This window comes from Aeromonas sp. 604443 (assembly GCF_049170315.1).
In the GTDB taxonomy this organism is placed as follows: Bacteria; Pseudomonadota; Gammaproteobacteria; order Enterobacterales; family Aeromonadaceae; genus Aeromonas; species Aeromonas veronii_A.
Genome location: NZ_JAAKMI010000002.1, coordinates 41,480 through 53,839 on the forward strand (window position 1 = coordinate 41,480; position 12,360 = coordinate 53,839).

At 59.7% G+C, this 12,360-nt stretch carries 13 protein-coding genes and 1 riboswitch; of the genes, 7 read left to right on the top strand and 6 right to left on the bottom strand.

Annotated elements, in window-relative coordinates; all coding sequences use genetic code 11:
• The first annotated feature begins 147 nt into the window (after window positions 1-147).
• Window positions 148-759 carry an FKBP-type peptidyl-prolyl cis-trans isomerase gene (locus tag G5380_RS03785; protein WP_005338405.1) on the top strand — a complete coding sequence of 204 codons (612 nt, stop codon included), beginning with the start codon at window positions 148-150 and terminating at the stop codon, window positions 757-759.
• Between the two features lie 188 nt (window positions 760-947).
• Window positions 948-1,262, top strand: a complete 315-nt coding sequence (locus tag G5380_RS03790) for a DUF2845 domain-containing protein (protein ID WP_005338404.1) — start codon at window positions 948-950, stop codon at window positions 1,260-1,262.
• Window positions 1,263-1,314: 52 nt separating this feature from the next.
• On the opposite strand, the gene G5380_RS03795 is transcribed toward G5380_RS03790, so the two are convergent.
• Window positions 1,315-1,533, bottom strand: coding sequence for a DUF1107 family protein (locus tag G5380_RS03795; protein ID WP_005338403.1), 219 nt, complete (start codon window positions 1,531-1,533; stop codon window positions 1,315-1,317).
• Window positions 1,534-1,736: 203 nt separating this feature from the next.
• Here G5380_RS03795 and yfcD point away from each other — a divergent pair, with 203 nt between their 5' ends.
• Window positions 1,737-2,219, top strand: coding sequence for an NUDIX hydrolase YfcD (gene yfcD / locus G5380_RS03800; RefSeq protein WP_047435956.1), 483 nt, complete (start codon window positions 1,737-1,739; stop codon window positions 2,217-2,219).
• 83 nt (window positions 2,220-2,302) lie between these two features.
• Here yfcD and G5380_RS03805 read toward each other — a convergent pair whose 3' ends face one another.
• The gene (locus G5380_RS03805) at window positions 2,303-3,229 is read right to left on the bottom strand and encodes a phenylacetate--CoA ligase family protein (RefSeq protein ID WP_216979277.1); all 927 of its coding nucleotides are present in this window, start codon (window positions 3,227-3,229) and stop codon (window positions 2,303-2,305) included.
• A gap of 126 nt (window positions 3,230-3,355) precedes the next feature.
• Between G5380_RS03805 and G5380_RS03810 the strand changes: the two genes are divergently transcribed.
• Both G5380_RS03810 and G5380_RS03815 read left to right on the top strand, forming a co-directional pair.
• Window positions 3,356-3,829, top strand: a complete 474-nt coding sequence (locus G5380_RS03810; RefSeq protein ID WP_100646526.1) for a peroxiredoxin — start codon at window positions 3,356-3,358, stop codon at window positions 3,827-3,829.
• Between the two features lie 125 nt (window positions 3,830-3,954).
• On the top strand, window positions 3,955-4,923 hold the full coding sequence (locus tag G5380_RS03815; RefSeq protein ID WP_216951830.1) for a calcium/sodium antiporter: 969 nt from the start codon (window positions 3,955-3,957) through the stop codon (window positions 4,921-4,923).
• 68 nt (window positions 4,924-4,991) lie between these two features.
• Here the strand turns inward: G5380_RS03815 and G5380_RS03820 are convergent, their stop codons facing one another.
• Entirely contained in the window at window positions 4,992-6,158 is a 1,167-nt protein-coding gene (locus tag G5380_RS03820) for a type III PLP-dependent enzyme (protein WP_058059164.1), read from the bottom strand.
• A gap of 507 nt (window positions 6,159-6,665) precedes the next feature.
• Window positions 6,666-6,781: riboswitch (glycine riboswitch) on the top strand.
• Between the two features lie 107 nt (window positions 6,782-6,888).
• Here G5380_RS03820 and G5380_RS03825 point away from each other — a divergent pair.
• On the top strand, window positions 6,889-8,265 hold the full coding sequence (locus G5380_RS03825) for an alanine/glycine:cation symporter family protein (protein WP_005338391.1): 1,377 nt from the start codon (window positions 6,889-6,891) through the stop codon (window positions 8,263-8,265).
• A gap of 114 nt (window positions 8,266-8,379) precedes the next feature.
• Here G5380_RS03825 and G5380_RS03830 read toward each other — a convergent pair whose 3' ends face one another.
• On the bottom strand, window positions 8,380-9,096 hold the full coding sequence (locus tag G5380_RS03830) for a lipoyl protein ligase domain-containing protein (protein WP_421352389.1): 717 nt from the start codon (window positions 9,094-9,096) through the stop codon (window positions 8,380-8,382).
• Window positions 9,097-9,199: 103 nt separating this feature from the next.
• The gene (locus G5380_RS03835) at window positions 9,200-10,597 is read right to left on the bottom strand and encodes a nucleobase:cation symporter-2 family protein (RefSeq protein ID WP_421316587.1); all 1,398 of its coding nucleotides are present in this window, start codon (window positions 10,595-10,597) and stop codon (window positions 9,200-9,202) included.
• Window positions 10,598-10,843: 246 nt separating this feature from the next.
• Between G5380_RS03835 and G5380_RS03840 the strand changes: the two genes are divergently transcribed.
• Entirely contained in the window at window positions 10,844-11,965 is a 1,122-nt protein-coding gene (locus G5380_RS03840) for a GGDEF domain-containing protein (RefSeq protein WP_421172541.1), read from the top strand.
• 32 nt (window positions 11,966-11,997) lie between these two features.
• Here G5380_RS03840 and G5380_RS03845 read toward each other — a convergent pair whose 3' ends face one another.
• Window positions 11,998-12,246: a DUF2498 family protein gene (locus tag G5380_RS03845; protein ID WP_043818864.1), complete on the bottom strand. Its 249-nt coding sequence runs from the start codon at window positions 12,244-12,246 to the stop codon at window positions 11,998-12,000.
• Window positions 12,247-12,360: the final 114 nt, after the last annotated feature.

The following is a 12,360-nucleotide window of genomic DNA, read 5'->3' on the forward strand; positions in this document are numbered from 1 at the left end:
GATCGCCGCCGTTGGGCGGCGTTCATCCGCATCTTGTGTGAAGTTCCTCCCACTGACGGGGAAATCAGGGGCGCCCCCGGCAGCACCCAGGCCAAAAGTCTGATATTATCCCGCCTCTTTACTACATGGATCTGGAGCAACATCTCAATGTCCCAATACGACTCTATCGAACAGAAGGCCAGCTATGGCATCGGCCGCAACATGGGTGATCAGCTGGCGCAGCAAGCTTTCGCCGGTCTGGATATCCCGGCCCTGCAACAAGGTCTGGCAGATGCCCTGAATGGTCTGGAGTTCGCGGTCAGCCGTGACGATATCAATGATGCCTTCCAGGTCATCACTGCGCGTATGCAAGAAGAGCAGGAAGCCGCCGCCAAGGCCGCCGCTGCTGACGGCGAAGCCTTCCTGGCTGATAACGCCAAGCGCGCTGAAGTGAAGGTGACCGACTCCGGTCTGCAGTACGAAGTGCTGGTAGAAGGCAACGGTGCCGTTCCGGTAGCCGGTCAGTCCGTGCGTGTGCACTACCACGGTACCTTCACCCACGGTGGCGTATTCGACAGCTCCGTCGCTCGCGGCCAGCCGGCTGAATTCCCGGTGACCGGCGTGATCGCTGGCTGGGTTGAAGCGCTGCAGCTGATGCCGGTTGGTTCCAAATGGAAGCTCTACATCCCCCACGATCTGGCCTACGGTGCCCGTGGCGCGGGCTCCATCCCGCCTTACTCTGCACTGGTATTTGAAGTCGAGCTGCTGGACATCCTGTGATCCTGCTGGCTTGATGCAAACGGCGACCCTCGGGTCGCCGTTTGTTTTTGGGCTATGTGATAGACAGCATTTGTCGCGACCAGCGGGCTGGAGAGCAGAAAAGGGCGGCACTTTTGCGCTTTTTACTGGTTTTTTCAGAAACGGGAACAGGCATACTGCGACTCATTAGAGAGGATAAGGAGAACCCGATGAGCAAGAAGATGAAGAAAGTAGCGGGGCTTGCTCTGTTGCTGCTGAGCATTCCGGCCAGTGCTGATGCCATGCGCTGCAAGAACGCCCTGATCACCGAGGGAGACACCACCGCCGAGATGCTGCTCAAGTGCGGTGAGCCGATGTTGCGTGAAGAGCTCAACCGCAACGAGGAGAACCAGTTTGGCAACATGGTGCAGGTCAAATATGGTGAACGCTGGACCTACAACTTCGGCAAGAACGAGTTCATGCGCTTTGTGACGGTGCGCAACGGCATCATTACCGATATCGAAAACGGCCCGCGCGGCCAGTAGCCGGCGGGCAAAGCATGGATGCACAACAGACAGTAGGGCAAGACCCTTTGACTCACATGTCCGGCAAGGGGTCGCGGTGACCAAGTTGTCTGACCGCCAGATTGATCTGGCGAGCCAGTCTTAGCCGCTGGCGGCAGGTCAGGCCATGGAGGCTGATCCTACCCGCGTTGAATTCAAATGTCCCCAGCGACTCGATGGCAAAATAGCCTCGATGAAAGCTCTTGATGTAGCGAGCGATCTGCCGTGGGGATAACTGCTTGAATACCTTCATCACACGGTTCCCTGATTGCCTGGACAGGGCACACTATGGTGTCGGTCGATGACACTGATATGACGGTTTATAAAGATTTGCATGAATCCTTATTTTGCCAGTGAGCTCGGCAAATTGACGGCATCATCGAAAAAGTTGTGCCATGACAAACCACCGCACCGATATACTGCGGGCTTGAATGGAACAAATAAAAGGGCCTGTGCGTGGAATGGGTTGATGTGGTGGACGAGGATAACCGGGTGATTGGCGTGGCCGAGCGAGCCAAGGTGCGGCGGGAGAATCTCTGCCATCGCGCCAGCTATATTCTGGTGCTCGACGACGCGGATCGGATCCTGGTGCAGCGACGCACCCTCAGCAAAGATTTCTGCCCCGGCATGCTGGATGCCTGCGCCGGTGGCGTGGTCACCACCGGTGAGGAGATGGAGCGCTCCGCCCGCCGCGAGCTGGCCGAAGAGCTGGGGATTATGGATGTTCCTCTGCAGGGCTTTGGCAGCTTTTATGCGGAAGGGGAGGGCTACCGGGTCTGGGGTGGCCTCTTCAGTTGCCGTTATCAGGGGCCGCTGCAGTTGCAGGCCGAAGAGGTGAGCGCGGTGCACTGGATGAGCCTGGCCGAGATCGCGGAGCGTGCCAGCGAATTTACCCCCGACTCCCTGCTCGCCATCGCCACTTGGCAGGCGAGACGCTGACAAGCGCCGCACATTTTCTTCGCCAGAGAGAAGACGGGCAGCCTGATGGCTGCCCGTCTGCATTTGTGAATTTACTTGGCCTGCTACACCAGTTTTAGGCGCCGGTTGGAGCGACCGCACGGGCTTGGCGTCGTGAGCCAGTGCCCCTGCCAGTCGGTGACGAGGCGCAGCAATGGATACTCCAGGTCAAGCCTGGTCAGCACCAGCTGGCCGGTCTCGTCGCCGCTCACCGGCTCGCCGCTGGCGGGATCGATGATCTCGATGATGCAACTCTCGCTCACAATAAATCCCTCTCCTGGTCGGCTCTCGTAAGCCACCACCCCCACATCCTGCCACACCAGACAGTTGAGGGCTGCAATGCCGTGAATGGCGCGCAGCGGCGCGGTTTCCGGGTGAGTGGCTTCACACAGCAGGGCGCGGCGCAGTGAGTCGGTCGGGATGTCGGCCGCTTCGGCCGCTTCCAGCAGATCGAGCAGGGTCACCAGCGGACCGACGTAGCCGGTGGGTTGATAGCGCAGCAGCGCCTCCAGTTGGCGCTGGGTATCGTGGGGCCCGCAAGGTACCACGGGGGCACCCAGCTGTCGGGCACCGTTATCGAAGATAAAGGCGGTGGGGCCGGCATGATAGTCGTGGCCATTGAGTATTACCTCACCCGGCTTGAAGCCGGCGGCAAACAGTGCTCGAGCGGCCCCCCACCAGTCTGCTCCCGCATACTCGGGGATGGCCAGCTGGCCCGGACAGGAGAAGACCCGCAACGCCTGACTGGCGGGGCGGCCGGTGAGTCCGGCGAACGGAGGGTGAGCCTGCTGGGCGGCAAACAGCTCTTTGCTGTCGAGCAGTGGCAGGGTGGCCAGCTCTGCCAGATCCTCGAGGCGGCACTGGCGATAGACGCTGGAGTAACCGGCGCAATATTGACTGACATGGGTAAGCTGATGATTGAGCTGCTCCAGCTGCTGTTGTTCGCGCAAGGCGGGGGGGCGAATTTCCAGTCCATCGTAATAGTGCTGCATGAGGCTTCCTTGGTCGGCTGATCCTGCTCAAGGTTAGTTCAAATGATCCCGGCAAAGGGAGGTCTGTGTCACAGCTCGGCAGTGGGGTAGACTGGGGCCTCCTCCCTCCACTTAAGGACGAGCACAATGATTGCGATGGGTCAGACTCTGCCTTCGGGCGAATTTACCTTTATCACCGCCGAGGGCAAGCAGCTGCGGGATAGCCAGACGCTGTTCGCCGGTAAAAAAGTAGTGCTGTTTGCCGTGCCCGGTGCTTTTACTCCCACCTGCTCCAATGCCCACCTGCCCGGTTATGTGGTGCTGGCCGATCAGTTTATGGCCAAAGGGGTGGATGCCATCTGCTGCCTGTCGGTCAACGATGCTTTCGTGATGCGGGCCTGGCAGACGGCCCAGAATGCCGAGGCGATCACCATGCTGGCGGATGGTGACGGCAGCTGGACCCGGGCGTTGGGTCTGGCCAAGGATACCGGCGCCTTTGGAGGTATCCGCGCCCAGCGCTTTGCGTTGATCGCCAACGATGGCGTGGTCGAGCAGCTGTTTGTGGAGGCGCCTGGCAAGTTTGAGGTCTCCGATGCCGCGAGTCTGCTGGCTGTGCTGTGAAATGTTAATCGCAGTTTGATTTTCCCTTGAAATGGGAGGCTGGCTCGTTACACTGGCGCCACTTTTGAATTGGGTCAGGAGCTTGTCCTGACTCTGTTGCTTACTGGCGATGGGATGGAGATGTTATGACCCTGGCTGTTGTTGCCCTGATTGCCGGACTGGCGCTGCTGGTCTGGAGTGCTGACAAGTTTGTGGATGGTGCTGCGGCGACCGCCCGTTATGCGGGGATGCCACCGCTGCTGATCGGCATGGTGATCATCGGTTTTGGTACATCGGCCCCTGAGATGGTGGTCTCGGCGCTGGCGGCGTCACAGGGCAATCCCGGGTTGGCGCTTGGTAATGCCTATGGCTCCAACATCACCAATATCGCGCTGATCCTGGGTCTGACGGCACTGATCAGCCCTATCGCGGTGGCCTCTCAGGTAGTGCGCAAGGAGATCCCCATCCTGCTCGGTATTACCCTGCTCTCAGGTGCCCTGCTGATTGATGGTCATCTGGGCCGGATGGATGCGGTCATTCTGGGGGCCGTCTTCGTTGCCCTGATGGGCTGGTCCATCTGGGCTGGCATGAATGGCAAGGGAGATGCGCTGGATACCGAGACCGCCGAGGATATCGAGAGCGAGGGGATGTCCCTCAAGAGCGCCGTTTTCTGGTTGGTGGTCGGGCTGGTGCTGCTGATCGGCGCTTCCCGCCTGTTGGTCTGGGGGGCGGTGACCATCGCTCAGGCGCTTGGTATCAGCGATCTGGTGATTGGTCTCACCATCGTCGCTATCGGTACTTCGCTGCCGGAGCTGGCTTCGTCTCTCATCGCCATTCGCAAGAACGAGCATGATCTGGCCCTTGGCAACGTGCTGGGCTCCAACCTGTTCAACACCCTGGCGGTGGTGGGGATCGCGGCGGGTATTCATCCGTTGGATGTGGCGCCGGAAGTGCTCTCCCGCGACTGGAGCATCATGATGGGGTTGACCCTGCTGCTGCTGGTGATGTGTCTGGGCCGCAAGGGGCAGGGCCGTATCAACCGGTTGGAGGGGGGCGTGCTGCTCACCTGCTTCGTCGCCTACACCGGCTGGCTGCTGACCAGTCAGTTCGTCTAGCCAGATCTGGCAAGATAAAACGAAAGAGGGGAAGCCTGGCTTCCCCTCTTTGCATTCGGGTGTCGGTCTTAAGCGACGGCCACCAGTTTCTGCCCCTTCTGACTGCTGTCCAGAATGAGGATGCTCGCCTTGGGGAAGAAGTTGAAGGTGGAGGCGGAGGCCCATGTATAGGCGCCCATCACCTTGCCAACCACCAGTTCGCCGATAGCCAGATCGGGCAGCATGATGCCATCGCGGATCACGTCCACGCTGTCGCAGGTGGGGCCTGAGAGTACCGAGTTATGCAGCTCGCCACTGGCATAAGGCGTGCTCACCGGATAGGTGACGTGGTCATAGAGCTGGCCGTTGTAGCTGCCGTAGAGGCCATCATCCAGGTAGTACCAGATCTTGTCGCCACGGTGGGCCTTGCCCATCACGCTGGATACCGAAGTCATGGCCGGCGCACTGATAAAGCGGCCCGGTTCGGCAATCTTCTGCACTGTAGCGGGCAGCTTGGCCAGCGCTTCGCGGATCGGGGCGCAGAAGCCGTCGATATCGAACTCGCCCCCCTCATAATCGACCGGGAAACCGCCGCCGATATCCAGCACCCAGGGCTTGAGCCCGAGCGCCCAGGCTTGCTCCATGATCTCGCGGCAGGCGTCGATGGCCTGCACATGGCGACGGGCATGAGGCACTTGCGAGCCGACGTGGAACGACAGCCCCATCACCTTGATCCCCTTGGCGTGGGCCAGTTGCAGCAGCGGCAGCGCCTGCTCCGGAGTGCAGCCGAACTTCTTGGAGAGATCGACCTTGGTCTCGGGGTTCGGGAAGCTGACCCGCAGCAGCAGTTTCACTTCGTCCTTGTAGGGAATGAACTTCTCCAGCTCCAGCGGGTTGTCGTAGACAAACACGGTGCAGCCGAACTCCAGCGCATAACGGATATCGCTGTCGCGCTTGATGGGATGGGTATGAATGCAACGTCCCGGGCGAACCCCCTGACTGCGCACCAGATCCACTTCGCCATTGGTGGCCAGATCGAAACAGGCCCCCTCTTCCTTCAAGACAGAGACCACCGCCTCATGGGGCAGGGGTTTGAGTGCATAGTGCAATCGTACATCGGGCAGGGCGGCGGCCAGGGCCCGATACTGTTTGCGGACGGCTGCCTTGTCGAGCAGCAGCAGGGGGGAGCCGAATTGTTCAACCAGCTGACGGTAATCTTGTGCGACCACATCTTTTGCAACCAGGGTCTCGTTCATTCTCTTTTGGTCATCCTTAGGGGGCGTGATATGCCCAAGCCATATGCGATTGAACCGGCGACGGCCGGGTCAGGCGAGCGGTCCGGTGGGACCAACCGAACACAGTGCATAAATTGATAACAAAGTGCTTGGTTATGCGGCGGATTATCGGCTTATTGATTCTGTGTGCAAGCATTTTGATTGGATATGTCGGCAAGATTTTCTTGGCGAAACGAGAGGGATCACTGTTCTCTATCCGCCATTTTTCCCGTTTGGGCCACATTTGATCCGTGAAAGCCTAACTTGTTGATAGTTAACTAACATTTAACATTCTTGCTGCGATTCTGGTGGTCACTAAAAAAATATAAATGGGGGCGGCCAAGTGCGAGACAGCTCACATTTTTTGGATTAACATGCCGACTTCCTAATCCAAACTAGTTCGGATGAAGGTAGCAGGAGAGCGATGGGCAACCATCCACCGAAGAAGTGAATCTTTCAGGTACCGGGCAACCGGTGTGGACTGCTACTGGACGATACTCTGGAGAGACCCGTTAAATCGGGCGCCGAAGGAGCAAGGCACCATGACTACCCGCAAGGGCAGGCTGGCGCCGGAAACTCTCAGGCAAAAGGACAGAGGGGATGGGATGGTTGTACCTGGGCTTGGCCCGCATCCGATCGCCTCTGGCCGATCGCGACACCTATGGGAAGATCATCCTTCTCCTCCTTAATTTCTGTTTCTTAAGGAGGATGCATGTCATCAATTCAATCGGCGTTAACCGCCATCGATAGCTTTATCTGGGGCCCGCCCCTGCTGATCCTGCTGGTCGGGACCGGTATCTATCTCACCCTGCGTCTGGGTCTGCTTCAGGTGGTGCGCTTGCCACTCGCGCTGCGGCTGGTCTTTGGCCGCGATCAGGGGCAGGGCAAGCAGGGGGATGTCTCCAGCTTCGGCGCCCTCTGTACCGCCCTCTCTGCCACCATTGGTACCGGCAACATCGTGGGGGTTGCCACTGCCATCAAGCTCGGTGGTCCCGGTGCCCTGTTCTGGATGTGGATGGCGGCGCTGTTCGGCATGGCCACCAAGTACGCCGAGTGTCTGCTGGCGGTCAAATATCGCGAGCAGGATGCCAACGGCCAGATGGCTGGCGGCCCCATGTACTATCTGGAGAAGGGGCTCGGTTCCAAGCCACTCGCCAAGCTGTTTGCCCTGTTCGGCATCGGTGTCGCCTTCTTCGGCATCGGTACCTTCCCTCAGGTCAATGCCATCTCCGACGCCATGAGTCTCTCCTTCTCGGTGCCCCGTGAAGCGACCGCCGTGGTGCTGACCCTGATCGTGGCGCTGGTGACCCTGGGAGGGATCAAGTCCATCTCCAGCGTGTCGAGCAAGGTGGTGCCCTTCATGGCCATCTTCTACATCGTCGCCTGTCTGGGCGTGCTGGTGAATAACGCCAGCGCCTTGCCCGATGCCGTCATGCTGGTTATCGAGAGTGCCTTCACCGGCCATGCGGCGACCGGCGGCTTCGTCGGTGCCAGCATCATGCTGGCCATTCAGTCAGGGGTGGCGCGCGGGGTCTTCTCCAACGAATCGGGACTGGGCTCTGCGCCCATCGCGGCGGCGGCAGCCAAGACCGATTCGTGTGTGGAGCAGGGGCTGGTCTCCATGACAGGTACCTTCATCGACACCATCATCATCTGCACCATGACCGGCCTGACCCTGGTGGTGACCGGGGTGTGGAGTGGCGATGCAAGCGGCGCGGCCATGACCAGTCTGGCCTTTGCCCAGGGGCTCGATGCCCATGTTGGCCAGTATCTGGTGAGCATTGGCCTGCTGTTCTTCGCCTTTACCACTATCCTTGGCTGGAACTACTACGGCGAGCGCTGCACCGAGTATCTGTTCGGGGTTAAGGCAATCAAGCCCTATCGTCTGGTCTATCTGGCGCTGGTAGCGAGCGGTGCTTTCCTCCATCTGGACATGATTTGGCTGCTGGCCGATATCGTTAACGGTCTGATGGCGGTGCCCAACCTCATCGGCCTGATTGGCCTGCGCCATGTGGTGATCGCCGAGACCCGCGCCTACTTTAGCCGGGATCTGGATAGCGAAGCCGAGCCGGAGCCGCAGACGGCCTGAATGCCTCAGCCCGTTTCACGTTCCCATTGAAAAGAACAAGCCACGACTCCGGTCGTGGCTTTTTTGTGCGCCGTGTCTATGGACGGGGACTTTCCCTCTCCCTTCGGGATAAGGTCAGGATGAGGGGGATAGCCCCTCGCTCAGCAGGCTATCCAGACGTGCTCGCACCTTATCCACCAGTGCCTGATCGCTACCGCGCCAATCGATGCAGCTTGCCAGCGTGGTGGAGGTTCCCGCCATAAAACGCAGCTCGCCGCCCGCCAGCTCGTAGAAGCGGCTCGCCTTCCTGGTTCCCTCATCCACATCACCCGCCACCAGCAGCATGGCTTGTGCCAGCACGGCGCCCTGGTGATCCTGCCCCGGCGCCAGCCAGCGCTGGGCAGTGCCGGTGATCTTGCGTCCCCCGATCACCAGATTGTACTGACCATCGCAAAAGGATCCGGGCACGAAGTCATAGCTTCCCTCAAGGCCGTACTCCGCCAACAGGGTCAGCAGCGGCGCCCCCAGCAGCCGGTAGTAGTGGGCGAGATCAGTGGTGGTGCGGGGCAGCAGCAGGGATAGGTTGAGGATCCCCGCCCCGTGGGGCACGGCGGTACCGCCGCTGTCGCGCACATGCACCGGCCAGCCTTCGTCTGCCAGCTGTTTGCAGGCGGCTTCGTAACGGGGGAGGCGGGTATCTTTGCGAGTGACAATCAGGCATTGGGGCGCCTGCCACAGGTGAGCGCGGGGCTGGCCGTCATGGGCACAGTCGCGCAGCCAGTGCTGCTCTTGCGCCAGTATCTGTGCGGGTGAAGCGGTGTCGGGGAGGGGAGAGAGCAGGCGATAGGGCATGGCGGCATCCTCAAAAAAGGCTGCCCAGCACACTACCCGTGGCGACAGGCAAGGTAAAGCCCCGCAAGTGCGGGGCTTGGGTTGGCTATCGGTGGACGATGTCTCAGGAGTGACGCGCTTCGCGCTTTGGTAGCAGCAGGTTGAGCACGATGGCGGTAATGCCACCGGTGGCGACGCCGTAGGAGAGCACGCTCTTGGCCAGCTCTGGCAGGTGTTGCAGCACTTCCGGCACCTGAGCGACTCCCAGCCCCATGGCCAGCGACACTGCCAGGATCATCAGGGCGCGGCGATCCAGCTCCTCGCTGGAGATGATGCGTACACCAGCGGCGGCAATAGTGCCGAACATGACGATGGTGGCGCCGCCCAGCACAGGTTCGGGGATCTGCTGTACCAGACTGGCGACAGCCGGGAACAGGCCGAGCAGGGCCAGCATGGCGGCGATGAAGAGGCCGACATGGCGGCTGGCGACGCCGGTCAGCTGAATAACGCCGTTATTCTGGGCGAAGGTGGACATGGGGAAGGTGGAGAAAACCGCCGCCAGCATGGAGTTGGCACCATCAGCCAGCACGCCGCCTTTAATCCGCTCCATATAGACAGGCCCTTCCAGTGGCTCGCCGGAGATATCCGAGGTGGCGGTCATGTCGCCGATCGCTTCGAGCGCCGTCACCACGAAGATGATGGCGAGCGGCACGAACAGCTGCCAGTCAAAGCCGAGGCCGTAGTGGAGCGGAATGGGCACCATCACCAGGGGGCCGTCGAAGGAGGGGGCGCTCACTTTGCCCAGCAATAGCGCCACGGCATAGCCCGCCAGCATGGCGATCATGATGGCGGAGAGACGCAGCCAGGGGTTGCGACTGCGTTGCAGCAACACGATAAGGCCGAGCACCAGCAGGGAGAGGAAGAGGTTGGTGTGACTGGCGAAGCTGCCATCAGAGAGGGCTGCATAACCGCCGCCCATGCTGATCAGGCCCACTTTGATCAGGGTCAGACCGATCAGCAGCACCACTATGCCGGTCACCAGCGGGGTGATGATCCGTTTCACCAGATGGAGGAAGCGGCTCATCACCACGATAGTGAGTGCGGCAACCAGCATGGTGCCGAACAATGTGCCCAACAGATCCTCGGTGGGCATGGCCGCCTGTTTGAGGGCGAGACCGGAGGCGATGATGGGGCCGAGGAAGTTGAAGCTGGTGCCCTGTACCGAGAGCAGGCCGGAACCGATGGGGCCGAAGCGGCGGGTTTGAATGAAGGAGGCGATGCCGGACATGACCAGCGACATGGAGACTATATAACGGGTGTCGGCGGCAGGGAGGCCGAGGGCATTGGCGATAATCAGGGGCGGGGTAATGATGGCGACAAACATGGCGAGCATATGCTGCAGGGCGGCGAACAGCGTCTGGGGCAGAGGCGGGACATCCTCTATGCCATAGACCAGTTCGCTATGGGCTCGCCTGGGTGGATGTGCCTCTCGATTGGCGCGTGTGACAGCAGCCTGTTCCATAAGTACCTCGAATTGTGTGGGGAGGGGGAGAAAATTGGGCGCTATTGTAGTGATTGAAATGAGGCTGACCAGCGCTAATTATGCAAAAAAAGGTTTATTTTTTGATGGGTTGAAACGTTTGCGCACTGCGATTATCATCTGTCGGTTTGTGTGACCGACCTCTCCTTTTTATTCTCCCCGCTAATGACATTTTTACCACTTTGTAGGTGTAGAATGAGCCCTCAGTATTCATCGTGGAGACTCTGGATGCTCAAGTTGTCAGAGTTCTGGAGTGCGAGGGTTCACTCCGAAGACTTTACTCGTACTCGCATGGGCTTTATGACGGTGCGTTTGCGCCTGCTGACCTGCCTGCTGATGCTTGGATTGCCCGCCTGGGCCGTGGTGGATTGGTTGACCTTGCCCGCCGTTCATTTCGAGCAGCTATTCCAGGCAAGGATCTTCTGCACCCTGGCGCTCTCGCCACTTATTCCGCTCTCGTACCTCATCCACTTCAAGCGAGAGCGAATGAAGCTGGCCCTTGGCTACCTGATGGCCGTGATGATGCTCTTCTCCCTCTTTTGCCTGAACAGCTTTGGCGTAGGACAGGAGTTGCAGGCGGGCTATGCGGCCTTTCCCTATCTGCTGATCACCCTGTTTGCCATCTTCCCCATCCCCCTCTCCCTCGGCTTGCAACTGGCAGGCGTGGTACTGGTGACCATGCTGCTGGGCCACTGGCTGCTGGTGGGCCAGAGCATCTGGAGTCAGGCCACCCTGAATCAGGTGTGGGTGCTTGGCATGTTTACCATGGCCAGTTGCTGGGTGCAGTGCGGCCAACTCAACATGCTGCTGCGGCTCTATCGGGAATCGACCACCGATGAGCTGACCGGCATGATGAACCGCCGCCTGCTGATGAAGCAGCTGGAGCAGGCCAGAATCCGGCTGCAACTCAAGAAGAAGTCCTTTGCGGTGATGCTGCTGGATCTCGATCGCTTCAAGCGGATCAACGATATCTACGGCCATCTGGCGGGGGATGCGGTGCTCAAGGAGGTGGCTACCACCCTGGGCGAGCAGCTGGAGCCTGACATGGTGCTGGGGCGCTATGGCGGCGAAGAGTTTGCCATCCTGATGCACAACTGCGCCGATCCGGCACTGGCGAGCAAAATGGCTGAGCGGCTGCGCATTGCCGTCGAGGCGCGGCTGGTGAAGAGCCCCACCTCGGACGAATTGCTGGAGGTGACGGTGAGTATCGGGATTGCCATGGCTCGTTCCGATGACACCATCGATATTCTGATCAACCGTGCCGACGAGTGTCTCTATCAGGCCAAGATGGCAGGACGCAACTGCGTGGTGGTCGAGGGGCAAAACCGCGCAAAAACAGATGCCGCCTGAGGGCGGCATCTGTTGGCAATGAACTGGCGAGATCAGGCCAGCTTGTACTTGCCGGAGAGCTGCTGGGCCAGCAGCTTGAACATGTTGAAGACCGCCATGGTCTTGCCGGTCGGGGTACCATCTTCGGCCAGGAAATACTCCCCCTTGAACACCAGAATATCCCCCTTCTGCTCCACCGAATCGGCGTGCATACCGTGGATGAAGTCTTCATGCTCTTTGATGATCTTGTTGGCCATCTCAAGCAGGGCCGTCTCGGTGATCAGCTCTTTCTGTGGTTGCATGCTCGTCTCCTTAAACGACTACTGGACAGGGAAATCGTGGATCCCTGTCTCTGATTGAAGAGGCGCCCAGCATACTGCAAACAGGGTTTTTCTGTCATTGATATGACCCCGATT